This is a genomic window from Amycolatopsis ponsaeliensis, assembly GCF_030182635.1.
GTDB classification, from domain to species: Bacteria; Actinomycetota; Actinomycetes; order Mycobacteriales; family Pseudonocardiaceae; genus Amycolatopsis; species Amycolatopsis ponsaeliensis.
On sequence record NZ_JAPZLD010000026.1, the window covers coordinates 127641 to 152450 of the forward strand.

Annotated in this window: 28 protein-coding genes; 16 read left to right on the forward strand and 12 right to left on the reverse strand. The window is 68.6% G+C overall.

Going from position 1 to position 24810, the window contains the following annotated elements:
• Positions 1 to 183: 183 nt before the first annotated feature.
• The 3 genes from tuf to QQ657_RS33410 all read left to right on the forward strand — a co-directional run bounded on the left by tuf (position 184) and on the right by QQ657_RS33410 (position 3436).
• Positions 184 to 1371 (forward strand): elongation factor Tu, encoded by a 1188-nt coding sequence (tuf, locus tag QQ657_RS33400; protein ID WP_284746278.1) that lies wholly within the window; start codon positions 184 to 186, stop codon positions 1369 to 1371.
• 197 nt (positions 1372 to 1568) lie between these two features.
• Entirely contained in the window at positions 1569 to 3053 is a 1485-nt protein-coding gene (locus QQ657_RS33405; RefSeq protein ID WP_350310723.1) for a rhamnogalacturonidase, read from the forward strand.
• A 98-nt stretch (positions 3054 to 3151) separates the two neighbouring features.
• The gene (locus QQ657_RS33410) at positions 3152 to 3436 is read left to right on the forward strand and encodes a hypothetical protein (protein ID WP_284746280.1); all 285 of its coding nucleotides are present in this window, start codon (positions 3152 to 3154) and stop codon (positions 3434 to 3436) included.
• A 1-nt stretch (position 3437) separates the two neighbouring features.
• On the opposite strand, the gene QQ657_RS33415 is transcribed toward QQ657_RS33410, so the two are convergent.
• Entirely contained in the window at positions 3438 to 3653 is a 216-nt protein-coding gene (locus QQ657_RS33415) for a hypothetical protein (protein WP_284746281.1), read from the reverse strand.
• A 129-nt stretch (positions 3654 to 3782) separates the two neighbouring features.
• Here QQ657_RS33415 and QQ657_RS33420 point away from each other — a divergent pair, with 129 nt between their 5' ends.
• Together QQ657_RS33420 and dmpG are read left to right on the forward strand one after the other, a co-directional pair.
• Complete coding sequence (locus QQ657_RS33420; protein ID WP_284746282.1) at positions 3783 to 4682, forward strand: acetaldehyde dehydrogenase (acetylating); 900 nt, start codon at positions 3783 to 3785, stop codon at positions 4680 to 4682.
• Entirely contained in the window at positions 4679 to 5710 is a 1032-nt protein-coding gene (gene dmpG / locus QQ657_RS33425) for a 4-hydroxy-2-oxovalerate aldolase (protein ID WP_284746283.1), read from the forward strand. The genes QQ657_RS33420 and dmpG overlap by 4 nt, the downstream gene beginning before the upstream one ends.
• Here the strand turns inward: dmpG and pip are convergent.
• Positions 5707 to 6633 carry a prolyl aminopeptidase gene (gene pip / locus QQ657_RS33430; RefSeq protein ID WP_284746284.1) on the reverse strand — a complete coding sequence of 309 codons (927 nt, stop codon included), beginning with the start codon at positions 6631 to 6633 and terminating at the stop codon, positions 5707 to 5709. The two genes, dmpG and pip, sit on opposite strands and share 4 nt — an antisense overlap.
• 123 nt (positions 6634 to 6756) lie before the next feature.
• On the opposite strand from pip, the gene QQ657_RS33435 reads away from it, so the two are divergent.
• Complete coding sequence (locus QQ657_RS33435; RefSeq protein WP_284746285.1) at positions 6757 to 7776, forward strand: hypothetical protein; 1020 nt, start codon at positions 6757 to 6759, stop codon at positions 7774 to 7776.
• A 43-nt stretch (positions 7777 to 7819) separates the two neighbouring features.
• Here QQ657_RS33435 and QQ657_RS33440 read toward each other — a convergent pair whose 3' ends face one another.
• Entirely contained in the window at positions 7820 to 9334 is a 1515-nt protein-coding gene (locus QQ657_RS33440; RefSeq protein ID WP_284746286.1) for an FAD-dependent monooxygenase, read from the reverse strand.
• A 63-nt stretch (positions 9335 to 9397) separates the two neighbouring features.
• Here QQ657_RS33440 and QQ657_RS33445 point away from each other — a divergent pair, with 63 nt between their 5' ends.
• From QQ657_RS33445 to QQ657_RS33455, 3 genes are read left to right on the forward strand one after another with little or no spacing between them, the layout of a single operon-like run.
• The gene (locus QQ657_RS33445) at positions 9398 to 10021 is read left to right on the forward strand and encodes a TetR/AcrR family transcriptional regulator (protein WP_284746287.1); all 624 of its coding nucleotides are present in this window, start codon (positions 9398 to 9400) and stop codon (positions 10019 to 10021) included.
• A 49-nt stretch (positions 10022 to 10070) separates the two neighbouring features.
• Positions 10071 to 10712: a hypothetical protein gene (locus QQ657_RS33450; RefSeq protein WP_284746288.1), complete on the forward strand. Its 642-nt coding sequence runs from the start codon at positions 10071 to 10073 to the stop codon at positions 10710 to 10712.
• A complete protein-coding gene (locus tag QQ657_RS33455; RefSeq protein ID WP_284746289.1) occupies positions 10709 to 11401 on the forward strand; it encodes a GIY-YIG domain-containing protein in 693 nt (230 codons plus the stop codon). Before QQ657_RS33450 ends, QQ657_RS33455 begins: the two co-directional genes overlap by 4 nt.
• A 290-nt stretch (positions 11402 to 11691) precedes the next feature.
• Here QQ657_RS33455 and QQ657_RS33460 read toward each other — a convergent pair whose 3' ends face one another.
• Positions 11692 to 14364, reverse strand: a complete 2673-nt coding sequence (locus QQ657_RS33460) for a hypothetical protein (protein ID WP_284746290.1) — start codon at positions 14362 to 14364, stop codon at positions 11692 to 11694.
• Positions 14365 to 15125: 761 nt separating this feature from the next.
• Here QQ657_RS33460 and QQ657_RS33465 point away from each other — a divergent pair.
• Both QQ657_RS33465 and QQ657_RS33470 read left to right on the forward strand, forming a co-directional pair.
• On the forward strand, positions 15126 to 15377 hold the full coding sequence (locus QQ657_RS33465) for a hypothetical protein (RefSeq protein ID WP_284746291.1): 252 nt from the start codon (positions 15126 to 15128) through the stop codon (positions 15375 to 15377).
• 218 nt (positions 15378 to 15595) lie between these two features.
• The gene (locus QQ657_RS33470) at positions 15596 to 15895 is read left to right on the forward strand and encodes a recombinase family protein (protein WP_350310721.1); all 300 of its coding nucleotides are present in this window, start codon (positions 15596 to 15598) and stop codon (positions 15893 to 15895) included.
• Positions 15896 to 16357: 462 nt separating this feature from the next.
• Here QQ657_RS33470 and QQ657_RS33475 read toward each other — a convergent pair whose 3' ends face one another.
• Entirely contained in the window at positions 16358 to 17236 is an 879-nt protein-coding gene (locus tag QQ657_RS33475) for a LysR family transcriptional regulator ArgP (protein ID WP_434056808.1), read from the reverse strand.
• A 69-nt stretch (positions 17237 to 17305) separates the two neighbouring features.
• Here QQ657_RS33475 and QQ657_RS33480 point away from each other — a divergent pair, with 69 nt between their 5' ends.
• Positions 17306 to 17908, forward strand: a complete 603-nt coding sequence (locus QQ657_RS33480; protein ID WP_284746293.1) for a LysE/ArgO family amino acid transporter — start codon at positions 17306 to 17308, stop codon at positions 17906 to 17908.
• Position 17909: 1 nt separating this feature from the next.
• On the opposite strand, the gene QQ657_RS33485 is transcribed toward QQ657_RS33480, so the two are convergent.
• The 7 genes from QQ657_RS33485 to QQ657_RS33515 all read right to left on the reverse strand — a co-directional run bounded on the left by QQ657_RS33485 (position 17910) and on the right by QQ657_RS33515 (position 22081).
• Complete coding sequence (locus QQ657_RS33485; protein WP_284746294.1) at positions 17910 to 18398, reverse strand: methylated-DNA--[protein]-cysteine S-methyltransferase; 489 nt, start codon at positions 18396 to 18398, stop codon at positions 17910 to 17912.
• Positions 18398 to 18775, reverse strand: coding sequence for a type 1 periplasmic-binding domain-containing protein (locus QQ657_RS33490; protein ID WP_284746295.1), 378 nt, complete (start codon positions 18773 to 18775; stop codon positions 18398 to 18400). The genes QQ657_RS33485 and QQ657_RS33490 overlap by 1 nt, the downstream gene beginning before the upstream one ends.
• Positions 18772 to 19485, reverse strand: a complete 714-nt coding sequence (locus QQ657_RS33495; RefSeq protein WP_284746296.1) for a 2OG-Fe(II) oxygenase — start codon at positions 19483 to 19485, stop codon at positions 18772 to 18774. The genes QQ657_RS33490 and QQ657_RS33495 overlap by 4 nt, the downstream gene beginning before the upstream one ends.
• A 203-nt stretch (positions 19486 to 19688) precedes the next feature.
• Complete coding sequence (locus QQ657_RS33500) at positions 19689 to 20282, reverse strand: methylated-DNA--[protein]-cysteine S-methyltransferase (protein ID WP_284746297.1); 594 nt, start codon at positions 20280 to 20282, stop codon at positions 19689 to 19691.
• The gene (locus QQ657_RS33505; RefSeq protein ID WP_284746298.1) at positions 20279 to 20755 is read right to left on the reverse strand and encodes an RNA polymerase sigma factor; all 477 of its coding nucleotides are present in this window, start codon (positions 20753 to 20755) and stop codon (positions 20279 to 20281) included. The genes QQ657_RS33500 and QQ657_RS33505 overlap by 4 nt, the downstream gene beginning before the upstream one ends.
• 44 nt (positions 20756 to 20799) lie before the next feature.
• Positions 20800 to 21564 (reverse strand): putative protein N(5)-glutamine methyltransferase, encoded by a 765-nt coding sequence (locus tag QQ657_RS33510; RefSeq protein ID WP_284746299.1) that lies wholly within the window; start codon positions 21562 to 21564, stop codon positions 20800 to 20802.
• Between the two features lie 13 nt (positions 21565 to 21577).
• On the reverse strand, positions 21578 to 22081 hold the full coding sequence (locus QQ657_RS33515; RefSeq protein ID WP_284746300.1) for a L,D-transpeptidase: 504 nt from the start codon (positions 22079 to 22081) through the stop codon (positions 21578 to 21580).
• A 138-nt stretch (positions 22082 to 22219) separates the two neighbouring features.
• Here QQ657_RS33515 and QQ657_RS33520 point away from each other — a divergent pair, with 138 nt between their 5' ends.
• Genes QQ657_RS33520 through QQ657_RS33535 form a run of 4 tightly spaced genes read left to right on the forward strand, consistent with a single transcriptional unit; the run spans position 22220 to position 24630 of the window.
• The gene (locus QQ657_RS33520) at positions 22220 to 22939 is read left to right on the forward strand and encodes a transglycosylase SLT domain-containing protein (protein WP_284746301.1); all 720 of its coding nucleotides are present in this window, start codon (positions 22220 to 22222) and stop codon (positions 22937 to 22939) included.
• 1 nt (position 22940) lies between these two features.
• Positions 22941 to 23957, forward strand: coding sequence for a CHAP domain-containing protein (locus QQ657_RS33525; protein ID WP_284746302.1), 1017 nt, complete (start codon positions 22941 to 22943; stop codon positions 23955 to 23957).
• Positions 23954 to 24217: a YbaB/EbfC family DNA-binding protein gene (locus QQ657_RS33530; protein ID WP_284746303.1), complete on the forward strand. Its 264-nt coding sequence runs from the start codon at positions 23954 to 23956 to the stop codon at positions 24215 to 24217. The genes QQ657_RS33525 and QQ657_RS33530 overlap by 4 nt, the downstream gene beginning before the upstream one ends.
• A 17-nt stretch (positions 24218 to 24234) precedes the next feature.
• The gene (locus tag QQ657_RS33535) at positions 24235 to 24630 is read left to right on the forward strand and encodes a hypothetical protein (RefSeq protein WP_284746304.1); all 396 of its coding nucleotides are present in this window, start codon (positions 24235 to 24237) and stop codon (positions 24628 to 24630) included.
• The last annotated feature ends 180 nt before the right edge of the window (positions 24631 to 24810 follow it).

Genomic DNA, 24810 nt, shown 5'->3' on the forward strand with positions numbered 1-24810 from the left:
CGCGACGCTCGCAGGCCTGTCCCTGCCGAGCGCCCTTTCGGCACGGCCGTTCCCGGCCCTGACCAGCGGCGCTCGAAGCTGACCCTTCCCCGATTTCCCCTGTTCTGTCGCGGAACCGCCGGGGGAGGGTCGACGCGCTCACCCGGTTTCGCGCGCCTTCCGTTCTCAGTACAGGGAAATCCCATGACCAAGCAGCAGTACGTGCGCACCAAGCCGCACCTCAACATCGGCACGATGGGCCACGTCGACCACGGCAAGACCACCCTCACCGCGGCCATCACCAAAGTGCTGGCCGAGCGCGGCGGCGCCAACCGCTACGTCGCCTTCGACCGCATCGACCGTGCGCCGGAGGAGATCGAGCGCGGCATCACCATCAACATCGCCCACGTCGAGTACGAGACGCCGACCCGGCACTACGCGCACGTCGACATGCCGGGCCACGCCGACTACGTCAAGAACATGATCACCGGCGCGGCCCAGCTCGACGGCGCCGTGCTCGTGGTCTCGGCCCAGGACGGCGCGATGCCGCAGACGCGCGAGCACGTCGTGCTGGCTCGCCGGATCGGCGTCGAGCACCTCGTGGTCGCACTCAACAAGGCCGACCTCGCCGACGACGAGGACCTGCTCGACCTGGTCGAGCTCGAGGTCCGCGAGCTGCTGACCCGCTACGGGTTCGACGGCGACGCGGTGCCGGTCGTCCGCGTGTCCGGGCTGCGTGCGCTCGACGGCGACCCGCTGTGGACGCAGCGGATCCTCGACCTGCTCGAGGCCGTCGACGAGCACGTGCCGATCCCGCCGCGGCGGCTCGACCTGCCGTTCCTCATGCCGATCGAGAACGTCCTGACCATCACCGGCCGCGGCACCGTCGTGACCGGCGCGGTGGAGCAGGGCACCCTCGCGGTCGGTGACGCGGTCGAGGTGATCGGGCTCGGCCCGGCCGTCGCGAGCGTGGCCACCGGGCTCGAGACGTTCGGCAAGCCGATGGAGCGCGCCGAGGCGGGTGACAACGCCGCGGTGCTGCTGCGCGGGGTGAAGCGCGGCGAGGTCCGGCGCGGGCAGGTCGTCTGCCTGCCGGGCAGCGTCCGGCCGCACACGCGGTTCCGCGCGGACGTCCACGTGCTGTCGGCCGCCGAGGGTGGCAGGCGGACGCCGTTCGCGGCGAACTACCGGCCGCAGTTCCACTTCCGCACCAGCGACGTCGTCGGGGTGGTCGCCCTCGCCGACGGCGCCGCGGTGGTCCGGCCGGGTGAGGCGGCTTCGCTGACGGTGGAGCTCGGCCAGCCGGTCGCGATGAGCCCGGGCCTCGGGTTCGCCATGCGCGAAGGCCGTTTGACGGTGGCCGCGGGCACCGTGCGCGAGGTGCTGGACTGAAGAGCGTGGCCCCTGCTTCGGCGGGGGCCACGCTTGACTCATCCGATCATTTGCTCCTAGCCTGAGCTCGCGCAATCCCGATCCGCCGTCGGAAACACCGCGTGGTGTTTTCGTCGTTGCCAGGAAAGGGAGCTTTCGTGGGCGAAGCGTTCAGCCGCCGTCGTGCGGTCACCTGGGGAGCGGCGGCCGGTGCCGCGTTGCCATTCATCGGATCTCCGGCCGTCGCGGCCGAAGACGGCGCGGCAGGCTCGTTCTTCGACGTCACGAAGTTCGGCGCGAAGGGCGACGGCCGCACCATCGACACCGCCGCGATCAACCGCGCGATCGACGCCGCCGCGGCCCGCGGCGGGACCGTGTACTTCCCGGCCGGCACGTACGCGAGCTATTCGATCCACCTCAAGAGCAACGTGGCGCTGTACTTGGGGGCGAACGCGACGATCCTCGCGGCCGCCCCGGCGGGCGGCAAGGGCTACGACCCGGCCGAGCCGGGCGCGGGCAACCCGTACCAGGACTTCGGGCACAGCCACTGGCACAACAGCCTGATCTGGGGCGAGAACCTGGAGAACGTCACCATCGAGGGGCCGGGCAAGATCGACGGCAAGGGTCTCGTCGCCGGCGGCAGCGCGGAGTCCGCGCCGCTCAACGGCAACAAGGCGATCGCGTTGAAGCTGTGCAGGAACGTCGCGATCCGCGACATCACGATCGTCAACGGCGGGCACTTCGGCATCCTGCCGACCGGCGTCGACAACTTCCGCATCGACGGGCTGGTGATCGACACCAACCGCGACGGCATCAACATCGACTGCTGCAAGAACGTCCGCATCGCCAACACGACGGTCAACTCGCCGAATGACGACGCGATCGTGCTGAAGAGCTCGTACGCGCTGAACCGGGTGCGGGACACGGAAAACGTGACGATCGACAACTGTTTCGTCAGCGGCTACGACCTGGGCACGCTGGTCGACGGCACGTACAAGACGTCGTCGTACGGGCGCACCGGCCGCGTCAAGTTCGGTACCGAGGCCAACGGCGGGTTCCGCAACATCGCGATTTCGAACGTGGTCTTCGAGTACTGCCGCGGCCTGGCACTGGAGACGGTCGACGGCGGGTGGCTGGAGGACGTGACGATCAGCAACCTGACGATGCGCAAGGTCCAGATGCCCCTGTTCCTGCGTCTGGGTGCCCGGATGCGCGGTCCGGCAGGGATTCCGGTCGGGTTCCTGCGCCGGGTGAGCATCAGCGACGTGACGACGTTCGACGCGGATCCGCGGTATCCGTCGTGCCTGGCGGGGATCCCGGGCCACCCGATCGAGGACGTGAAGCTGAGCAACATCCGCCACCACCTGGCGGGCGGCCTCACCCCGGGCGACGCGGTCCAGAACCCACCCGAGCTGGAGACGGCGTACCCGGAGCCGTCGATGTTCGGCACGCTGCCGGCCTACGGGTTCTTCATCCGCCACGCGCGCGGAATCAGTCTGGACAATGTGGACGTCCGATTCGGAGCGCCGGACACGCGCCCGGCATTCGTGGCGCGCGACGTCGCGGACCTCGACGTCCACCATTGCCGAGCGGAGGCGGCGACCCCGACGTTCGTACTGGACGACGTGGACGACTTCCGGGTGAGCGACGGGCGCCCGGTGGGCGAGGCCCGGGTGGAGCACGCGGACCACCAGGAGTTGTAGGGGAGTCGTCCGGCCGGGCCCCGGCGCCGCCGCGGGGCCCGGCCGGCGTTTTCGCTTTTCGCGGGTTTCGTGCGGGGTGCGCTGTTAGCGTTCGGGCGGTGCGAGTGTGGTGGTGCGGTCTGGTGGTGAGCGTGCTCGTGCTGCTCGGCGCGTGCTCGGGTGGTGGGTCGGGGAACGGCCGGGTGATCCCGCCGTCACCGTCCACGACGGACTTCCCGGCTACGACGGAAACTCCGGTGACAACGGAATCTGCGTCCACCACGACGACGCCTGCGAGCACGACGACGCCGGGTACCACGCAGACGAGGGCTCACCCGCCGACGGCCACCACCAAGAAGCCGACGACCCCGCATCGCACCACCACCCGGCGCCGCCCGCGCTGACTCAGCGGCCCCGCAGTCCCGGGCGCGCCAAGCCGACCGTGGCAAGAACGATCAACGCCACCGCCGCCACTCCCGCGATCACCGACAGCACCGGGGCCTGCGCGTCCGTCCGCGCCAACGTGAGAACGGCCGACACCAGCAACACCGCCCCCACACCCAGGTTCAGCCAGCACAGCGGAGCCGTGCTCGGGATGACATGCCAACGCCGCTCGGCCATCGGACCTCCTCCGTCGGGATCTCTCCCCTGATTTGCCCCGGACGGGTGATGGTCAAACCGATCATCGATGTTCCACTGGCCGGAACGCAGGACTGTCCCGGCGTCCGCCGCGGTGCGACCGTCGTGGGCATGGCTCCCGTGATGGCGGCGATCGTCGGCCCCGGCAACATCGGTACCGATTTGCTGGCGAAGCTGCGACGCAGTGAAGTTCTCGAAATCGGTTACGTGGTCGGCGTGGTCGAGTCCGACGGGCTCGAGCGCGCCCGTGCGCAGGGGATCGCGGCGTCCGCCGAGGGCGTCGACTGGCTGCTGCGGCAGGACCCCCTGCCGGAGATCGTGTTCGAGGCGACGTCGGCCAAGGCGCACGCCGCCAACGCCCCCCGCTACGAAGCGGCCGGCATCCAGGCGATCGACCTCACCCCGGCGCACCTCGGCCCGATGGTGTGCCCGCCGGTGAACCTCGGCGCGCACCTCGACGCGCCGAACGTCTCCATGATCACCTGCGGCGGCCAGGCCACGATCCCCATGGTGCACGCGGTTTCCCGCGTGACGCCGGTGCCGTACGCGGAGATCGTCGCCTCGGTGGCCTCGCGCGGCGCGGGCCCCGGGACGCGCGCCAACATCGACGAGTTCACGCGCACCACGTCGCAGGCGGTCGCCGAGATCGGCGGCGCCGGGCGCGGCAAGGCGATCATCATCCTCAACCCCGTCGAGCCGCCGATGATCATGCGGGACACCGTCTTCTGCGCGATCGGGCTCGACGCCGACCGCGAAGCGATCACCGAGTCGATCCACGAGATGGCCGACGAGGTCCGCAAGTACGTCCCCGGCTACTCGCTGCGCGCCGACCCGCAGTTCGACGACGCGCGCGAGGAGTGGGACGGCAACGCGCGGGTCGGGATCTTCCTCGAGGTCCGCGGCAACGGCGACTACCTGCCGGAGTACGCCGGCAACCTCGACATCATGACCGCCGCGGCCGCCCGCGTTGGGGAACTCATGGCCCGCGCGAAGCAGGAGGTGCCGGCATGAGCCGCCCGGAACTGAAGCACGACGTCCGGATCGTCGACACGACGCTGCGCGACGGCAGCCACGCGATGGCCCACCGCTTCACCGAACAGCACGTGCGCGACACCGTGCGCGCGCTGGACCGCGCCGGCGTCGAGGTGATCGAGGTGACCCACGGCGACGGCCTCGGCGGCTCGTCGTTCACCTACGGCTTCTCCGCCGTCGACGAGCTCAAGCTGATCGCCGCGGCGCGCGAAGAGGCGAAGCAGGCGAAGATCGCCGTGTTGCTCGTGCCGGGGATCGGCACCGCGGAGGACCTCCAGCGCGCGTTCGACGCGGGCGCGGAGATGGTCCGGGTGGCGACGCACTGCACCGAGGCCGACGTCTCGCCGCAGCACTTCGGGCTGGCGCGCGAACTCGGGATGGAAACCGCCGGGTTCCTCATGATGGCGCACCGGACGCCGCCGGAAGACCTCGCGAAGCAGGCGCGGATCATGGTCGACGCGGGCTGCCAAGCGGCCTACGTGACGGACTCGGCCGGCGCGCTGCTGATGCACGAGGCCCGTGCCCGGTTCGAAGCACTGGTCGCCGAAGTCGGCGACACGGCGTGGGTCGGCTACCACGGCCACCAGAACCTCTCGCTCGGCGTCGCGAACTCCGTGCTGGCCTACGAAGCCGGGGTCCGCTACATCGACGGGTCGCTCTGCGCGCTCGGCGCGGGCGCGGGCAACTCGCCGACGGAGGTCCTCGCGGCGGTGTTCGACCGCCTGGGCATCGACACGGGTCTCGACGTCGGCGCCCTGCTCGACGGGGCCGAGGAGGTCGTCCGCCCGTACCTGAACCGCTGGCCGAAGATGGACCGCAACGCGATCGTGCAGGGCTGGGCCGGGGTGTACTCGAGCTTCCTGCTGCACGCCGAACGCGCGGCGGAGCGCTACGGCGTCCCGGCGCAGGCGATCCTCCGCCGCTGCGGGGAGCTCGCGCTGGTGGGCGGCCAGGAGGACATGATCATCGACGTCGCGGTGACGCTGGCCGCGGAGCAGAAGGGCTAGCGCGCGAAGCGGTCCAGTGCCGCGAGCTTCCAGTCCCGCTTGACGTCACTGGCCCGGTGCCCGGAGTGGTCGTCGACCAGCAGCTCCGCACCGGGCCAGGCCTCGGCCAGTTCAAACGCGGTCGTCACCGGGCAGCTGAGGTCGAGCCGCCCGTGGATCAGCACACCCGGGATGCCGGCGAGCCGGCCGGCGTCCCGGATCACCGCGCCTTCCTCGAGCCAGCCTGCGTTCGCGTAGTAGTGCGTGGTGAGGTGGACGAACGCGAGCGTGGCGTCGTCCACCGGTTCGTCGCGGACCGGGGGAGCGCCGGGTTCGAGGGACAGCACGACGTCCTCCCACCGGCGCCACGCGGCCGCCGCGCGCTCCCGGACCGCCGGATCGGCGGAGGACATCAGCTCGGCGTACGCGGCGACGTCGTCATCGGCGCCCAGGGTGAAGCGCGCCCATTCCTCGGGGAAGAACCGCCCGACGCCGCGGTAGAGCCAGTCGATCTCCGACCGGCGCGTCGTGCTGATCGCGCTGAGCACCAGCTCTGTCACCCGTTCAGGGAAACGCTCGGCGTACACCAGGGCCAGGGTCGTGCCCCACGAGCCGCCGGTCACCAGCCAGCGCTCGATGCCGAGGTGCTCGCGCAGCCGTTCGAGGTCGGCGACGAGGTGCTCGGTCGTGTTGTCGCGCAACGACGTCTTCGCGTGCGGCACGCTCCGGCCGCAGCCGCGCTGGTCGACGAGCACGACGCGGTAGCGGGCGGGGTCGAACGTCCGCCGCATGCCCGGCGTGCTGCCCTGGCCGGGGCCGCCGTGCAGCACGACCGCGGGCTTGCCCTCGGGGTTGCCGGAGGTCTCCCAGTAGATCCGGTGCCCGTCGCCGACGTCGAGCAGGCCTTGGTCGTCGGGCTCGGTCATCTGGTACATCTCGGGCATCGCGCGTGTCCACCTTCGGTCAATGTCCGGAACAGACCGGTCCGGCCGCGCCGGAAGCCCGCCAGACTCGGTTCCGGCCGGTGATCATGCCGGACCGGACCCACTTCTTCCGAGGGGATTTCGATGAAACGCAGGATCTTCGCCGCGGCCGTGGCCTGCGCGGCCACGTTCGCGGGGCTGCTCGGCACCGCCGGAGCGGCGCAGGCGGCGACGTCGGTGACGTTCACCCCGCGCACGGTGACCTCGCCGCACGACCAGCAGTACGTCGCGGCGCTCGGTTCGGTGCAGCTCTCCATGACCGCGACCCAGACCGCGTACGTCTACTCGACGCTGCGCGCGAACAACGCGTCGAACACGACGCTGATCGACAACGAGGTCCGCTGCTCGAGCACGAGCGGCTGGACGAAGAACGAGGTGCTCGGGCAGAACGTCATCATCGCGAGCGCCACCGGCACCCCGGCTTCGCTGCGGGACATCAGCGTCACGACGCGGTTCCTGGTGCACCCGGGCGCGGCGGGCACCGTCACGTGCACGACGTACCTGCGCAGCGCGAACCTCGGGCTGGGGAACTCGACCGTGAACCTGGCGAGCGGTGAGCTGAAGTTCGCGGACACCAGCGTCGCGAACACGACCGCCGGCACGCCGCCGCAGGCCGACGACGGTGACACGCCTCCCGGCCGCGTCCTCGGCCTCGGCTCGGCAGCCCCGACGGTCCGCGAGCCGGCCTCGGACGTCTTCGAGATGGCGCCGGTGACCGGGCTCAGCGTGTTCGGCGACATGGAGCTGATGGCGTGCTACCCCGAGCCGAAGGACGGCTGCCCGCTGAACAGCATGACCGCCCGGGTGACGCTGTTCGTCAACCAGTGGAAGGCCGACGGCACGCTGTGCAAGTCGGACGCCTCGTCGAGCGTGACGGCGCTGGTCCGCCGCGACGTCCACCACTACGTGGTCCCGCTGAACACCCGCTTCACGGCGGCGACGGGCAACGGCTGCGTGCCGAAGTTCAACTTCTACGTCAAGACCGACTGGGTGAGCGGCTCGACGGGCGCGGTTCAGATGGCGTCGGGCGCTCTGCCCGACGCGACCGGTTCGACGGCCACGCACTACGACGCGATGAGTCACGCCTTCGCCGTCGCTTACTGAGGTCGAGGGGGCGCGCCGGCTTCCCGGCGCGCCCCGTTCGGCGTCAGGCGGGTTCGCCGAACCACCGGCGCAGCGAAGCGTCGAGCCCGCTCGTGGTGCTGTCCTCGCGGGCCCAGGCGATGTGCCCGTCCGGCCGGATCAGCACGCCCGTCAACGACGGCTCGCTGACGCACTTCGCCGTCAGCGTGGTCACGCGGCCGGCCCAGCCACTCCCGGTTTCCCGCAGCTCGGCGTTCTCGGCCAGGTCGAGCAGCAGCGCCCGGCCGTCCTGGAGGTGCTCGCCGAGCCGGGTGCCGTCGGCGAAGGCGAAGTCGGGCGCGCCGCGGCCGGTGAGGTCGTGCTCGCCCTCGATCGGGTACCGGTGCAGGACGCCGGAAAGCTTCTTCGCCAGGTACGTCGCGCCGTCGTCGGTGAGCAGCAGGTCGGTGACGACCTGGCGCAGCGCCTTGGTCCGGACGTCGCTGCGCATCAGCGCGACTTGCGCCCGGGTCCACTCGAGGACCCACTCGCCGATCGGGTGGCGTTCGGTCGTGTAGGTGTCGAGGAGACCGTCGGGCGCCCAGCCGTGGATGGTCGCGGCGAGCTTCCAGCCGAGGTTGACGGCGTCGCCGATGCCGAGGTTGAGCCCCTGTCCGCCGAAGGGGGAGTGGACGTGCGCGGCGTCGCCGGCCAGGAGCACGCGGCCCTGGCGGTACGAGGTCGCTTGCCGGGCGTTGTCGGTGAAGCGCGTCGCGCTGTGCACCTTCGTCACGCGGACGTCGGCGCCGGAGACCCGCCGGAAGCTGTCTTCGAGCTCCTGCGCGGTGACCGGGGCGTCGCGGTCCGCGGGCGGCCCGTCGAACTCGACGGTGAGAATCCGGCCGGGCATCGGGCCGTGGACGTAGAGGCCGCCGGTGCCGTGCTGCCAGCCACCGGGCAGGGCTTCGGTGCCGGTGATCTCGGTGAGCGCCTGCCGCCCGGTGACGGCGGGATCGGTGCCGGGGAAGTCGAACCCGGCGTGTTTGCGGACGAAGCTGCGGCCGCCGTCGGCCCCGACGAGCCAGCCGGCGCGGACGGTCTCTTCGCCGAGCCGCACGGTGACGCCGTCGTCGCCGGCGTCGAACCCGGTCACCTCGACACCCCGCCGGATCTCGACGCCCAGTTCGGCGGCGCGTTCGGCGAGGACGGCCTCGACGGCCTGCTGCTGGATGACGACGACCTTCGAAGCGGGCCCGACGTCACGGAAGTCGGGATCATCGAAGTGGACGCCGTGGGAGGCGACCATGATCCCGGCGAAGTGCCCGACGGGGATCGCGGGCTTCGGGCCGCCCCCGCCTCGTGATTTCAGGAACTCTTGGATCTTTTCGAAGTTCTGCTGCACGACCGCGTCCACCGCGGGCAGCAGGCCACGGCGGTAGAAGGCCTCGGCGGTCGTCAGGTTGACCGACCCGGCCTTGATCGTCAGGTCCGGCTCGGGGAGCCGTTCGACGACGAGCACGTTCACGTCCTTGAGCCGGAGTTCGCAGGCGAGCATCAGCCCGACCGGTCCGCCCCCGGAGATCACCACATCCCAGTTCATGCCTCCGATGATGCCGCGAAACTTTTACCGAGTCAAACTTTGGGCTCGGTCTATACTCCGGCCATGGCGGATCACGGACTGCGCGAGCGGAAGAAGCGGGCGACGCGCCAGCTGATTTCGAACGTGGCCTCGGGCCTGTTCATCCAGCGCGGCTTCGAGGAGGTGACGGTGGCCGAGATCGCCGAAGCGGCGGGCGTGTCGAAGATGACGGTGTTCAACTACTTCCCGCGCAAGGAAGATCTCTTCCTCGACCGGCACGCCGATCGGCTGGCCGAGCTGGTCTCGGTGGTCCGCGACCGGCCGGCCGGGGTGTCTCCGGTGGCTGCCCTACGTGCGCACCAGCACTCGCTGCTGGCTTCCGGGCACCCTCTTTCGGGTGCCATCGCCGGGGGACCCGGGTTCTGGTGGGTGCTGACTTCGAGCCCGGCGCTGATGGCCCGGTGGTACGAGCAGGAGCGCGAGATCGCGGACGCGTTCGCCGAGGTGTTCGCCGAGGAGACCGGGGACGCATTCCGCTCCCGGATGGCGGCGGGCCTGCTGACCACGGCGATCACCTCGGTGTTTTCGCACGCCATGGGGCGGATCTTGGCCGGGGATGACGTCGAGGTGGTCCGGCGGGAGCAGGTCGCGGTGATCGACCAGGCCTTCGACCTGGCGGAACACGGGGTGGGTGAGTTCCCGGGCTGAATCGACCGGCTGTTTCTCCGGGTAGCATTGCCGCGATGCGGAGGTAGCGGTGAACGCACCACACGTCGCGACCGACCTGGACGCGATCAATCCTCGCGAGACCCTGGTGATCATCGGGTGCTCCAAGGCCAAGGCGAGGGGCGGCCGGGCTCCGGCGCCCGAAGCCGAGCCACGGTGGCCGGAGGGGATGCTCAGTGCCCGGGCCGGCGTGCTGGCCAGGTCCGAGGTCGACGACCGGTATCACCTACCTGCCTGGCGTCGCTACAGCGGGTACTTCTACCGCAACGTGGGTGAGGCGTTGCCCGAGGCCATCGGCAACGGCCGGACGCTGATTCTCAGCGGTGGCTATGGGGTCGTCCGGGGTGACGAGCCGATTGCGCACTACGACCGGAAACTCAAACTCCACGACTGGCCACGTGGCCTGCTCGAACAGACCCTGGTCGGCGAGACCCGCCGAGTCGGTGCGACGAAAGTGATCGGATTCGTGTCTGCCGGCGGAGACTACGCGAAACTCCTGCGGAGAACTCCGTGGGCCGCGGCGGGTATCGACGCGACGTTGGTGACGATCGACTGGCACGCGGGAGGGGCGCAGATCCAGGTGCCCCGGCGTCTGGCGCAGGCATTCAGCGCGTGGTGGTATCGCTCACCGGAGAACTACCCCGCGGAAATGATCGCGGAGCCTCTGAAATGAGAAGTGAGCGGGAACTCCACCTTTCCGAGTTCTACGCCTCGCTGGTCATGCTCGCCGATCGGCTCGATGGCACCCGAAGCCTGAGTAACTGCACCGGGCGCGACGGCTGGCCAACCCATGGCGTCTACTTCTTCTTCGAACACGGCGAACTGCGCACAAACGGTGAGCCGCGAGTGGTACGAGTCGGTACTCACGCGCTACGCGACACCAGCCGGACCACGTTGTGGAACCGCCTCGCCCAGCACCGCGGCACACAGGCAGGCGGCGGGAACCATCGCGGATCGATATTCCGCCAGCATGTCGGCAGCGCATTGATCGACCGTGACGGCATGCCGGCCGGCTCATTGGAAGCGTGGGTCAGCCCCCGCCCCCGGCCCGAGTGGGCCACAGTCGAAGCCGACATCGAACGCAGAGTCAGCGACTACATCGGCCGGATGCCCTTCCTGTGGCTGGCAGTGCCCACCAGCACCAGTCAGCGCGCATACATCGAACGAAACAGCATCGGCTTGCTTTCGAATCTGCCTGACGTCCGGGATCGTCCCAGCTCAACGTGGCTTGGCCGCCATGCAGCGAGCTTGAAGGTCCGCGCCTGCGGACTGTGGAACGTCAACCATGTCGAAGAGGGCTACGAGCCAGAGTTCCTCACCGCGCTAGGAGCCCTGGTAGAAGGTACGGCCGCCCCGGGATAGTAGAAGTCTGCATCCGAAGGCGCGGTGTTCCTCGCTGCACGCAAGCCATCCCGGACTACCAACAAAACAGTGCGTGTGTCCGAGGGGCGACTTGCTCACTACTCACCCGTCTCCAGATGCCCACCAGGGGCTAGGAAGCGGTCGGCACCGGCTCAGGCCGCTCCGATACCGCAGCGGGTCTACATGACAGGGCGCCGAATTGAGCAGCGTCACATTAATGTGACACATCACACTCGAATTCGTGGACCAAGCGTATGCACCAGACGAACGGTTGCCATCCGTTCGTCATATCAGTCGATCTCCAGACTGGCAGGGAACTGTTCGACAGACAGTCCACAAGATTCCCTGAAGGCAGAAATATGCCGCCACGCAACTGTGACATTTAAGGAAAAGGAATGCCGAGCCTTGACAAGTAGACCCAAGTCGACGGAAGGACTTTCCGATCCCAATGTCGCCAAATGCCAACGATCGCACGACGCCGCCGAGTCGAAGAACTCGGATATTGTCGCCGAATAGTAATAATAGCAAGCTAGCTCACACATGAGGTACAGTAACGCTAATGCGGGCTCTGCATTCGGGTCTTCGCGGAAGCGAGGCGCGTCGATCTGACTGATTTCCAATATTCGACTCTGCAGAGAGGTTGGACTAACGTTAGCATGCCTCATTCCCTCGCATGCCACCAGGAAACGGCTGACGTCCGGCTCCAGACTAATTCGACGAGCCGCAACGGCCACTGCGTGCGTTTTCCGATCGACATCTTTCGCGAGCAGGCGCCTCACGATTTCGTTCAAATTTGTCGCGACAACTTGCTCACCATCAGGCGAGTGAGATTGACGGCTTTGAGCATTCACCGTAGCCCGAGCAACGCGAATCAGATCTCGTGGAAGTCCTCCCGCCAGCGCATGGCAAAGTTTCTTGAACGGCACAGGCATTCGAACCACCCGGCGATCGATCGCGGCTATTGCTTCACTCTCAGCAAGTGGACTAAACCAAACGATCTCGTCAAATGCGCTGTCAAAAACATCTCGGAACGGCATGCCGCGCCGCTCGAAACCAGCCATAGCGTCCTCTGAGACAGACACCATGAAATAACAGCCGCGAACGCCGAAGATCCCTTTTATGTCGTTGAGAAATTGTTCGGCGGCGCGCTCGGAAGGCATTTTATCGAGTTCGTCGATGCCAATAATTAATCGATGTTCGCTCGCTGCAACCTCTAGGAAAGACCGCAAGGAGTCTACGATCTCAGGTAGATGCATCTGCTGACGAGTCAGACTGCGACCGCCTCCCAACGTTGACTCTATGCCGACTGGAGCCTTGAGTGAACCTGCCCACGTGGTCGTGAAGGCTTGCTGGAATCGAATCTCCTCCAGACGATCTGAAGCCAGATTGGCCAATGAAGCAGTTGCATGCCCATTTTGCTTCGAAGGAGTGGAAGAGCGCGATACGTGCAGCACAAGAAGGAAGCCAATAACAAGCGATGCGAGCCCCCAGAGCTGCGATGTCGAGAATTCCAATCCTGCACCGGGAGCGACAAGAAGGAACACACCTACAGCGGAGAGGATAAATGAACCAGAAAGCATCGCCATCGCGTCTTTCCGACGGTTGCGACGACTCAGCGGATCGAGACCAAGGGCAATATCGGCATCTGGCCCCAAGACTTCGCGGCAAACCTTGGAGTAAAGATGCAGCAGGAACTCTCTTGGCGAATACTCGACGGGAGCTGAAACCATGGTTGCCACGCTCGAGCTATCTGTACGCTTGCTACCGCAGTACGATTCCATCAATGTCGTCTTGCCACACCCCCGCGGCCCAGCCAGGCCGATGCTGCCGCCCGGCATCAAGTTCAAGAGGGCTGCCACACGCTTAGAGGAATTCGTGGACACTTTATACATAGGATCCGTTAGTTCACTCAACCCTGACGCGCCGTCGATCCGTATCTCAACTTCATACGACTGAGAGTTGTTGTTTATTTCCGTGCGAAGCAACGGCAGTATCGCGGTTTCAATAATCTCCACTTCAACTCGATGTCGAGCATTTTTGAATTCTCTCGCGACCACCTTTGCGGGCTGACTTTGTCCACCGGCTATAGCCAGCACCGAGCCGACGGCGATTAACGCAAGACCAAAGGATAGGAAAGCAAAGTCAGGTTCGACAATCGTAACATATCTGCTATTATCATTGTTTCGCGCTAACGCAATTAGCAATGGAATTACAGTCAGGCCAAAAACCATCGGTGGCCGAATTGCGGCAAAGCGCAGCCGGCCAGACTCTCTTGAGCCAATTAACGTGTACCGTCGAAATGAAAAAGCGAAGGCCATGCCCGTGACCAACACGCCGAGTAGCACTGAATTGTTGGCGCCACTTGTTGATTTGACTCCATTGACGATGGGCGCTTGCGCGACCGAGGTAATCGCCGCCAAAAGAAGAAACGCCGGCACAGCGTGTCCAATTGCATCAAGGTATGGACCGCCGATCCTAACGGTTGCACGACGTGTTGCCACCCGGCGAGCGATCAATGAAGCCGCTGGCAGAAGTAGGTCAATAACCGCCAGTAGCAGCGCCAGATACAGAAGATAGAGATTCGGCAATAAATTTCCTTGCGTTGACGTAAAGAAAGAGAGTATGCATACCCCAATTCCAGCTAATGCGAACTCGCGCTGCACTACCAGCGATGTGCATAAACGATGCATCAGCGACGAGATAGTGCGCTTTTTACTTATGCCGTCGTGCTGGTCCGCGGCCGCATCGAATGCGGATGCAGATTCGACAACAGAACCCCAGAGGCTAGCTTCGCTGTTTATACATTTAGTACGCAGGTAGTCGGCGTCGATTGTTGACGCGAGAGTCAACCCGTCGGCAATTTCTTGCCGGGCGATCGCTTGCTCCGCAAACAATGCGAACAACTCGGCTCGCCTTGAGTTGCGAGCCGCTTCCATGGGGTCGACTGGTGGTGATTTGATCACGGGCCGTCCTCTCGAATCCTACATGTAGCCTGATCGTTGACATGCGGGAACTTGTTACAGAGAGAATTGAATGCTCCAAGGAAGTAACGAGCAGACAGAAGATCTTGGAAATCCAGCAACGAAATTGCCGCAGGCTGGGTCGGGCTTTGTCGACATGCAGCCCTAGGGTTGCAGATCAGAGACAAGATGGCTCCACGTCGCTCATAGCCACACACTCCGGCACTCCCGGCACCGGGCCTGGCAACCAGAGCTGGAACCACCTCCCGTGCCGGCCGTCAGCTGTTTTCCGCGACCCACCGCTGTTCTCGATCACCGGGATCAGCAGCGAGGCGCGGCCGTTCGCGCGGATCACCCGGCGCAACGTCTGCTAGCGGATGTTCGGCCTCGACCTGCCGCACCCGCCGCGACCCACGACGAGCGTGCGGCTTGGAAGGCCCACACCGGGCAGGGCGTCAACACCGACTTCCTGGCCAAGTTGGACCGGACTGCTCCGGCAGGTCTGGATGGGGCTGGAGAACGCCACCAACTCCTCGGGCGCCAAGCCGACCGACGACTCCTACATCGCGCTGCTCTGGAGGCGCTGCAGGACATGATGACAACCGGCAGCTGGGCGGCCTGCTCGCCCGTGAGGAGTTCGTCCACGTGACGGTGCTCAGCTGGTTCCACCTGACCTTGCAGACGGACTCCCTATCGTTCTCGACCTGAAGGCCGAGGCGGCCAGCCCGGCCGACCGGTTGGCCCGGCTCGCCGCCCGGGTGGGCATGCGTCCGGCGGCCCGCTCCCCGGAGCTGTTCGATCTTGCCCAGCCGACGACTGCGGTGCTGCGAGCGATCGAGCTCGGCTCGTTCAACACGGCTGCGAACGCCGCCACTCCCTACGCCGCGGGAACCGCCCTGGCCGGTGACATGCGCGACCTGATCAACTTATGGCAGTCGGCCACCGGCACCCGGGTCAAGGACCGGATGATCGGCGGCACCATCTCGATTAGTAAACGCCGACCTCTCCGGCGCTAGCCCCCGCCCAGCCGTTGCGGATCCCAACACCGGGCGCCCCCGCGCCGTCCGTGTACGGGGCCGGCGCGCGCAACGGAACGGTCCGGTGAGGTTGCCGTGACCTACGCATCGGAAATCTGATCGGCCCATGGTCGGCGGCGTCGTCCCCCGCGCCCTCCGCCGCCGAGGCCGCTCGCCGTCCCCGTGCCGTCGGCACACGAGTCGCCCGAGGCCTCGCTGTGCCCGCTCTCCGCGGACGGAGGGACCGCCGGGTTTGGGGAGGTCCCCGCCGCCCCGCCCGCGGTGCCTGGACCTTGCGCACGGTCGCCGTGATCCTGGCGAACCCGCGTTACACCGGCCGACAGACCTGGAACCGCCGCGCCGCCGGACCAGAAGGGCCAGCGTCACGCCAGCGCTGTCCGTCAAGGCTGCGCACTCGGCCCTCGTCACTGAGCAGGATTTCGTCGACGCGCAGCAAATCCGGGCCACGCGACCGACCACCGAGGGCCAGGCTCGCCGGTTCGCCCTCGCCGACCTGATCCACTGCGGAGTCTGCGACCGGCGACTGGACTCACGCTGGAACCACCGGTCGTCCGACCTACCGCTGCCGCCACGACCACACCAGCACGCAACGCTTGAGCCGACAGCGGCCGAAAACGCTCTAAATCCGCGAAGACCATCTCACCGACCAGCTTAACGTCCGGCTCGGAGACCAGGGCAACGACGGCCACACCACGCTCTAGCTCGATCGAACACGAAGCAGTCACGTCGCAGCTGCGCTACGGAACTCGGGACGGTTCATCGTCTGCGACAGCACCGGATGGCGACTGGAGACGATCGACTCAACCTAGATCAAGACTAAGCGAGCCACCAAGATCGCGTTTCGCGATCCGTGGGGTAGTACTGTGTCCTAAGGGGGACTTGAACCCCCACGCCCGTTAAGGGTGCAGATCAGGTTGGGCCCGCTTAAGGCTTCTCTAGCCGTCCTAAGTGTTCTGAGGTTAGCGGAGTGCGGTCTTTGCGCCCTCGGCCACTGCCTTCGCCACGGCCGCGAGGGCCGGTGAGTCCAGCTTCCACTGCTGCCAGTGCAACGGCACGTCCAGCGGCCGGTCCGGGGCCAGGTCGGCCAGGGCGTCGCCGCGGGAGGCCGCCTGCATCTCCGGGACCATGCCCCAGCCGAGGCCGGCCGCGACCGCGTCCACGAACGACTCCGACGCCGGGATGTGGTGGCGCACCAGGGTGAAGTTCCGGCGGCGGGTCAGGCCGCGCAGGAAGCGGTCCTGGAGGTCGTCCTTGCGGTCGAACATGATCACTGGTGCCTTGGGGAGGGCGGTCGGGAGGGGAGAAGTCAGCCAGCGGTCGATGAACGCGGGGGAGGCCATCGCCCGGTAACGCATGCGCCCCAGGCGGACCGAGGTGCAGCCCTGGACCGGCTCGGGTGAGGCCGTGACCGCCGCCATGACGAGGCCCTCCCGGAGGAGTGCCGCCGTGTGGTCCTGGTCCTCTCGCCGGAGGTCGAACGCGATCGGGAGGGAAGCCGGGAGGCGGGACAGGGCGGGGAGGAACCAGGTGGCGAGGGAGTCCGCGTTCACCGCGATGGACAGCGTGCGCGTCGCCGAGTCGAGGCCCAGCTCGGACAGCGCGTCCTGCTCCAGCTGGGCCAGCGAGCGGGCGAACCGGACCAGGACCTGGCCGGACTCGGTCAGGGAGACCGGCTTCGTGCGCAGGAGCAGCACCCGGCCCGTGCGCTGCTCCAGCGCCTTGATGCGCTGGCTGACCGCCGACGGCGTCACGTGCAGGACCGCCGCCGCGGCGTCGAAACTTTGCTCGTCCACTACGGCCAGGAGCGTTCTGACCTGGTCGAGGGGCAGATCGGACATCACGAGTGCTAATGTTACGTAAGAATCTTTAGCTGGAGTAATCCAGCGGGACGCTCGTACCGTGGACGGGTGCTTCCACTGCTCCTCGCCGGGTTCGGGACCGGCCTGTCCCTCATCGTCGCCATCGGCTCACAGAACGCCTTTCTGCTGCAGCAGGGACTGCGGGGAGGTGCCGTCACGCCGCTGGTCGTCATCTGCGCGGTGTCGGACCTGGTGCTGATCGGGCTCGGGGTCAGCGGGATCGGCGCCGTGCTCGAGCGGTGGCCGACGGCGATCGGGGTGATCGCCGTCGGTGGCGGGCTCTTCCTGCTCGGCTACGGCGCGCTCGCCGCGCGGCGAGCGTTCCGGCGCTCGGTTATGACCGTCGGCGAGGACCGGACGCCGTTGCGGAAGGCCGTGCTCGCCTGCGTTGCCTTCACCTGGCTCAACCCGCACGTCTACCTGGACACCGTCCTCCTGCTCGGCTCGGTCGCCGTCGCGCACGGCGATGGGCGCTGGCTGTTCGGGCTCGGTGCCGGGATCGCCAGCGCCGTGTGGTTCAGCGCGCTCGGCTTCGGCGCGAAGAAGCTGGCCGGCGTGTTCGCGAGGCCCGCGGCGTGGCGCGTTCTGGACGTCGTGATCGCCGTGACCATGACCGGGCTGGGCGCGACGATGCTCCTGAGCCACGTGTGACTCACCAGAGCTGGCCCCGTTCCGCTGCCGGCGGACGTTCCAGCTCCAGTAGGAACTGCTTGCGCTTGAGCCCGCCCGCGTAGCCAGTCAACTTCCCGTTCTTGCCGACGACGCGGTGGCACGCCACCAGGATGCTCAGCGGGTTCTGCCCGACCGCCACCCCGACCTCGTGCGGCAACCCGCCGGCCGCCTTCGCCAAGTCGCCGTACGTCGCCGTCGAGCCGTAGGGGATCTTCGCGATCTCGGCCCACACTGCGCGCTGGAAGTCGGTGCCGTCGGCCCGCGTGGGTACGTCGAACTCCTGGCGCTGTCCGGCGAAGTACTCCTTCAGCTGCTCCACCGCCTCGGGGAACGCCGAGTCGTCGCGAGGGCCGAACGTGGTCCGGTCCGGGCGGGTCCAGTGGTGCGGGAAGTACAGGCCGGTCACGACGTCACCGTCGCCGACCAGGGTGAGCTCGCCGATCGGCGAGTCGATGATCGTGTGTTTCATCAGTCCTCCCAAGTAGTGCCGTCCGCCCGGGCACCGCGGATGCCGGGCAGGCGGGAATCCGTCAAAGCGGCTGTGACGACTGTCCGATGAGGACTCCACGCCGTCGACAGCAGCAGTCGGTGCGTCATGCCCGCCCAGCCGGCTGGGGTGGCGGCCACGACCCACACGTCCGGGTCCGGCGCCGCGAACCGCTGGGCCTGGCGCAGCCACGACGCGGCCGTTTCCGGCCAGGTCACCGTTGCCAAGACCAGGCCGCCCCAGGTTTCGGCGATCCGCGCGCCGTCGGCTCGTGATGCCGGGTCGGCGGCGGTGCCGATCGCGACGTGCCGGGCCCCGCCGATCAGCTTCACGAGCGCCTCGAGTTCGGCGTCGGTCATGTCGCGTCGTGGAAGACCAGGCCCAGGGTGTGCCGCCGGCCTGAACGTACGGCCGAGACGCCGTGGCGGACCGGCGCCGCCGACCAGCCGCGGGCGGAGCGGACCGGGCGGTCGCGGGTGGTGAACACCAGGCCGTGGCCCTGGGGGATGAGGGTCGCGGTGCCGCGCGATTGCGCACGCGGCCGTTGCTCGACCAGCAGGAACTCGCCGCCGGTGTGGTCGGTGCCCGGGTCGTTGAGGTTGATCACGACTTGCAGCGGGAATACTTTGTCGCCGTAGAGGTCGCGGTGCAGGGCGTTCCAGCCGCCGGTTTCGTAGCGCAGGAGGATCGGGGTCGGCCGTTTTTGGCCGGCCTCGTGGCAGACCTTCAGCCATTCGTCCAATGTGGACGGCCACTCCGGCTCGCGGCCGAGCCGGGTGTACCAGTCCTGGGCGATCGGCAGCAGCCTCGGGTAGAGCGCTTGCCTTAGCCGCTGCACCGGCTCGGGGAAGGGTTCGGCGAAGTAGCGGTAGTCGCCGTTGTCGCCGAAGCGGTGGCGGCGCAGGTTGACGGTCGCCCGGAAGTGTTCCGGTTCGTCCCAGAGCGCGGCGAGCTTCTCGCACTCGGCCGGGGTGAGCAGCTGCGGCAGGAGTGCACAGCCGTAGTCATCGACCTCCGCGGCCACCGCATCCCAATCGGCTGCGGCGACGCGCTTTTCGAATGTGCTCATACCCAGTAGACGCTCCGGCGGCATGAAACGTGAGATCGGCTGGGCGGGAAATTCTTTGGCCGGGTGGCGGGCGCCGGCGGGGACAGCTTGGCCGGCGACGGGTGCTGGTGCTTGCGGCTCGTACCGGAGCCAGCCCGCCAGTCGACCCAGCCCATGCCGGCCGGCCCGGCTTGCCCCCGCCGCCCCGAGGAACGAACCCGAAGCTAAGCCGCCTCCATCGTCAGCAGAACCCGCTTCGCCTCTTCACCGCCCGCATACTGGCCATACGACCCGTCCGAGCGGACCACCCGGTGACACGGCACCACCACCGGCAGCGGGTTGAGCGCACACGCCGTGCCGACCGCGCGCACCGCCTTCGGGCTACCCGCGGCAGTCGCAACCTGCGAGTAGCTCTCCGTCCGGCCGTACTCGATCTCCGGCAGGTGCTCCAGCACCGACAAACGGAACCCGCGGGCCAGACGGAAGTCCAGCGGGACGTCGAACGACCGGCGGCCGCCCGTGAAGTACTCGTCCAGCTGGCGGACCACCGGGTCGAGGCGGGCCGGGGCGCGGAGGATCCGGGGGCTGATCGCCGAGGCCAGCGCCGCCAGGACCGCGTCGTGGTCCTGCCGGTCGAAGGCCACCTTGACCAGGCCCTGGGCGGTCGCCGCCAGCAGCAGGGAGCCGACCGGGGTGTCGAGCGTGCGGTAGGCGACGTCCAGCAGGCCCTCCTGCTCCGCGGCGGCCGTCAGCCGCTCGTGCAGGCGGTCCGGCAGGAGTTCGTAGGCCACCGGAAGCGACGGGATGATGTCGATCATGAGTGCGCTCCTTCCAAGGGGTAGGTGGCCCGCAAGGTCTTGACGCCGTCGGCGGCCGCGCGGCGGGCGGCGTCCGCGGTGCCTCCGGTGATCTCCGCGATTTCGCGGTAGGGCAGCCCGGCCAGGTAGTGGTAGGCGACGGCCGTGCGCTGCTTGTCCGGCAGCCTCGCGAGCGCGTCCCACAGATCACCGGTCCACGTGTCCGTGCGGCCCGGCCGGTCCGGGATCTCGCCGACCGGCAGCGGGCGGCGTGCCTGGGCGCGGGTGACGTCGATGGCCTTGCGGTGCGCGATCGTGACGAGCCACGCCTGGACGTTCGCGTCGGCGGGCAGCTCGGGGTACGCCTTGAGGGCGGCCAGGAAGGTCTCCGACCAGGCGTCTTCGGCGTCGGCCGGGCCGAGCACGGCCCGGCAGACGCGGAGGACCATCGGCCCGTGCTCGGCCACGATCTGCTCGAACGGTTTCACGATCACACCCTGTAGACGTCCGCGGACGCCGGAACGTGAGATCGAGTTTGTCACGGGTTCGCGGTGCCGGTGACGACGGTGGCGCCCAGCTCCTCGGACTCGTGCACGCGCGGCGCCAGCCCGGCCGCGGTGAAGATCCCGCTCAAGACCGGCGCCTGCCGCTCGCTCGATTCGACCAGCAGCGCCCCACCCGGCACGAGCCACCGAGACGCGCCCGCGGCGACCCGGCGGGCGAGGTCGAGGCCGTCCGTACCGCCGTCGAGCGCGACGCGGGGTTCGTGCAGCCGCGCTTCCGGCGGCATGGTCGCGACGGCGTCCGAAGGCACGTACGGCACGTTCGCCATGAGTACGTCGACCCGGCCGCGAAGCGACGACGGCAGCGCGTCGTAGAGGTCGCCTTCGTGGACGTGGCCGTCCGGAAGGTTCACCCGGGCGCAGGAGACGGCCGCGGGCTCGACGTCGGCCGCGTGCAGCTCACGCGGGCGCAGCGCGGCGGTGAACGCGGCGCTCAGCGCACCCGAGCCACAGCACAGATCGAGCACCACCGGGTGCGGCGGCGCGAGCGAGACGGCGACGTCGACCAGGAACTCCGTGCGGTGGCGTGGCACGAACACCCCGGGCCGCACGGAGATCCGCAGGCCGTGGAACTCCGCCCAGCCGAGCAGGTGCTCCAGCGGCAGCCCGGCGACGCGGCGCTCGACCAGGGAGTCGAGTTCGGCGGGCGTCGTGGCGGCGGCGATCAGCAGGTCCGCCTCGTCCTCGGCGAACACGCAGCCGGCGGCGCGCAGCCGCGAAACGACAGTCGTAGTGTCCAACAAGGAGCGAACGCTACCGGACCTGCACCGCGTCCCCGACGTTCAGGCCGTCGAAGAACGCCGCGGAGTCGGCGTCGGTGAGGTGGACGCAGCCGTGCGACGGCGCGTCGAGGGGCCCGGCGTGGAAGGCGATGCCGCCGGCGGCGAAGAACACCGAGTTGGGCATGTCCGTGCCGTAGACGCTGCTGGTGTGCTCGCGGTCCTTCCAGACGACGTGGAACGACCCGGCCGGCGTCGCCTGGTCCGGCGGCCCGAAGCCGGCCGGGACCGGACCGCGCACGACCTTGCCGTCACGCAGCAGCCAGGCCAGGCGCTGCGCCAGGCTCACGCACGCGCCGGTGCTCACCTCGCACGGCGGCGCGGGCGGCGGTGTCGTGGTGGTGGGCGGAGCCGATGTGGTCGCCCGGATCAGCGGCGCCGGCTCGGCGATCGGGCTCGGCGTCGTCGTGCGCGGTGCCGCGCACGACGCCGTGACCAGCGTCAACCCCAGCAGGGTCAGCACCCCGGTTCTGCGCATCCGTTCCCCTTCTCGCAGGACCTCTCCGCAGGGCAGTACGGGTGAGCGGCCCCGGAGGTTGAGCCGGGCGTGCACCCGGGTTGTCCCTGCGTGCACCGCGGCTACCGCCGGGAGTACCCGGGCGGTCAAGGTCGAACCATGACGAAGCTGAGCGCCGAGCAGATCGCCCGACACGCCTACGCGGCCGGATTTCGCGGCCAGGGCCTGACCACCGCGGTCGCCGTCGCGCTGGCCGAGTCCGGCGGCCGGACGACCGCGCACAACGCCACGCCGCCGGACAACTCCTACGGCCTGTGGCAGATCAACATGCTGGGCGCGCTCGGCCCCGAGCGGCGGCACCAGTACCACTTGAAGTCGAACGACCAGCTGTTCGATCCGGACACCAACGCCCGGGTCGCGAACAGCATCTCGGGCGACGGGCACGACTTCACGCCCTGGTCGACGTACACGAACGGCGCCTACAAAGACCACCTGACAGCCGCTCGCAAGGCTGCCCAGGACGTCACCAAGCACCACGGGAAGGCCGCCGAAACCGGCAGCAAGGGCGGCAGCCCGCTCCGGGTGGACGACACCGTGCTGCATTCCTACGTGAGCCGGACCCGGCACGTCGCCGACGCACTCGGTACCGCGACCGGGCACCTGCGCGACGTCCGGGAGATCGGCCACGAGAGCTTCGGCAAGATCGGCAAGGAGTCGGGCTTCGCCGACGCGCTGACCGGCTTCGGGCTGGCCCTGCAACGGCAGGTCAAGGGCGTCGGCACGCACGCCGACGGACTGGCCACGGCCGCGCAGAAGGCCGCCAAGACCTACCGCGAGCACGAGACGGCGACCGCTGCCGCGTTGAACGGGATGAACTGACATGGACACCACCGCGCTCGCGCACTCCTTCGCGAAGGACCTCGTCGCGCACCGCACGAAGCTCGCCGGGAAGGCCGAGGACGCTGTCCGCGCCGAGTACGCGCTGCACCAGGTGGCGGGCGCCCTGGACGCGCAGCACGACGCCTACCACAAGGAAAGCGCCACCGTCCTCGAACACTGGCACGGCCACGGCGCCGACGGCTTCCGCCACAACAGCGCGAAGCTGACGAAGGAGCTTCGCGTCACCGGCGCGGCCGCGCCGGCGGCCGAGAAGGTCGTCGCGCATGTGGCGTCCACAGTGGACTCCGGGCACACGGCCGTGCAGCGGCTGGTGGACGAGTACACCGCGAAGGCGAAGCAAGTCCTCGACGCGGGGGTCGCAGCCGGGACGCAGGCCGCGCTGATGCGCGCGGTCGGGCACGCCGCCGACCTGGCGCCGCAGTACACGCGGCAGTCGGCGTCGACACTGCGGCACGTCGACGCCGAACTCAAGGCGGCGGCGAAGAAACTGAACGAACTGCGGAAGGACCTGACCCACGACGGGGTCGTGGACAAGGCCGTGCACCAGGCGAAGGCGACGCATCCGAGCAAGGCTTCGGGACGGGGCAAGGACATCGTCCACGCGGCGCGCACGCAGCTCGGCGTGCGCGAGAACCCGCCGGGCAGCAACCGTAACCCGTACGGGCCGACCGCGGCGTGGTGCTCGTCGTTCGCGACGGCGATGTGGCGCAAGGCCGGTGTGAAGATCCCGGTGCTGCCCTTCAGCGGCGACGTCTACCACTGGGGCCAGGAGAACGGGCACGCGTACGGCAAGAATTCGCTGCACGAAGCGAAGCCGGGTGACGTGCTGATCTTCGGCACCGGCCCGCAGAACACTTCGACGAGCACGCACATCGGCATCGTCGAGAAGGTCGAGGGGAACAAGGTCACGATGATCGAGGGCAACTCCGAGGACGCCGTCCGCCGGAACACGCACACGCTCTCGGCGTCGACGTTCTACGGAGGGGTCCACCCGTGATCACCGGAAAAGCCGCCGACCGCACGGTCGCCGTCGAGGTCGCGCCCGGCGGGGCGTTGCGGGAGCTGACGCTGGAGGCGTCGGCGCTGAGGCTGGAGCCGGACGAGCTGGCGCGCCGGATCCTCGTGCTGGCGGCGGCCGCGTCGGCGCGGGCCACGGCTTCGCTGTGGCACACGCAGGACGGGGTGGACGCGCTCGGCCTGCCCACGGCGGATGAGGCCGCGGAAGAGACCACGCCGGACAGCTGGCGGGCCCAGTGAACGCCGAGCGGACGGCGATGGAGTTGGCCGACGACGCGTTCTCGGCACCGGAGCCGGGCTACGGGGCGCGGCTGGCGGCGATCCGCGCCTCGGCGGCGGCCGACGGGGTGTCGGTGGTGGTCGACCTGCACGGGGGGCTCGTGGACCTGCGGTTCGACCGGTGGGCGCTGAACCGGCCGCCGGGCGAGCTGGCGGGGATGATCCGGCGGTTGGCTTCGGACGCGGGCGAGGATGCCCTGCGGCAGGGACGCGAGCTGCTGGGTGACCTTCTGCCGGACGAGGTCGCGGCCGGTTCGGAAGGCCCGCGGATCGGAGCGCGGCCCGAGAGACCCAGTGCGGCGGGCGGACCGGCGATCCGGCCGCGGCGGGACGCCGGAGCGGACGAGTTCCTGCCCGCGACCTGGGCGACTTGAGCGGCTGCCTCGCGCGGACCGCGGCCGGATCACGGAGCCGACGAGTTCCTCCCGTCGACCTGGCCGCCCGGTGGTGGGGGGGGGGGGGGGGGGGTGGTTGACGGCGGTGTATGGGACCGGCGACCCCACCCCGGAGCCACCGCCCGGGGCGAGGGCCGCCCAGCGCGGCGGGGCGGGGGG

Coding starts and splice junctions, on each gene's coding strand:
- tuf (WP_284746278.1), top strand. CDS start 184: ATGACCAAGCAGCAGTACGTGCGCACCAAGCCGCACCTCAACATCGGC.
- QQ657_RS33415 (WP_284746281.1), bottom strand. CDS start 3,653: ATGGCCGAGCGGCGTTGGCATGTCATCCCGAGCACGGCTCCGCTGTGC.
- QQ657_RS33420 (WP_284746282.1), top strand. CDS start 3,783: ATGGCTCCCGTGATGGCGGCGATCGTCGGCCCCGGCAACATCGGTACC.
- dmpG (WP_284746283.1), top strand. CDS start 4,679: ATGAGCCGCCCGGAACTGAAGCACGACGTCCGGATCGTCGACACGACG.
- pip (WP_284746284.1), bottom strand. CDS start 6,633: ATGCCCGAGATGTACCAGATGACCGAGCCCGACGACCAAGGCCTGCTC.
- QQ657_RS33435 (WP_284746285.1), top strand. CDS start 6,757: ATGAAACGCAGGATCTTCGCCGCGGCCGTGGCCTGCGCGGCCACGTTC.
- QQ657_RS33440 (WP_284746286.1), bottom strand. CDS start 9,334: ATGAACTGGGATGTGGTGATCTCCGGGGGCGGACCGGTCGGGCTGATG.
- QQ657_RS33445 (WP_284746287.1), top strand. CDS start 9,398: ATGGCGGATCACGGACTGCGCGAGCGGAAGAAGCGGGCGACGCGCCAG.
- QQ657_RS33455 (WP_284746289.1), top strand. CDS start 10,709: ATGAGAAGTGAGCGGGAACTCCACCTTTCCGAGTTCTACGCCTCGCTG.
- QQ657_RS33465 (WP_284746291.1), top strand. CDS start 15,126: ATGCGTCCGGCGGCCCGCTCCCCGGAGCTGTTCGATCTTGCCCAGCCG.
- QQ657_RS33475 (WP_434056808.1), bottom strand. CDS start 17,236: ATGTCCGATCTGCCCCTCGACCAGGTCAGAACGCTCCTGGCCGTAGTG.
- QQ657_RS33485 (WP_284746294.1), bottom strand. CDS start 18,398: ATGAAACACACGATCATCGACTCGCCGATCGGCGAGCTCACCCTGGTC.
- QQ657_RS33490 (WP_284746295.1), bottom strand. CDS start 18,775: ATGACCGACGCCGAACTCGAGGCGCTCGTGAAGCTGATCGGCGGGGCC.
- QQ657_RS33495 (WP_284746296.1), bottom strand. CDS start 19,485: ATGAGCACATTCGAAAAGCGCGTCGCCGCAGCCGATTGGGATGCGGTG.
- QQ657_RS33500 (WP_284746297.1), bottom strand. CDS start 20,282: ATGATCGACATCATCCCGTCGCTTCCGGTGGCCTACGAACTCCTGCCG.
- QQ657_RS33515 (WP_284746300.1), bottom strand. CDS start 22,081: ATGCGCAGAACCGGGGTGCTGACCCTGCTGGGGTTGACGCTGGTCACG.
- QQ657_RS33520 (WP_284746301.1), top strand. CDS start 22,220: ATGACGAAGCTGAGCGCCGAGCAGATCGCCCGACACGCCTACGCGGCC.
- QQ657_RS33525 (WP_284746302.1), top strand. CDS start 22,941: ATGGACACCACCGCGCTCGCGCACTCCTTCGCGAAGGACCTCGTCGCG.
- QQ657_RS33535 (WP_284746304.1), top strand. CDS start 24,235: ATGGAGTTGGCCGACGACGCGTTCTCGGCACCGGAGCCGGGCTACGGG.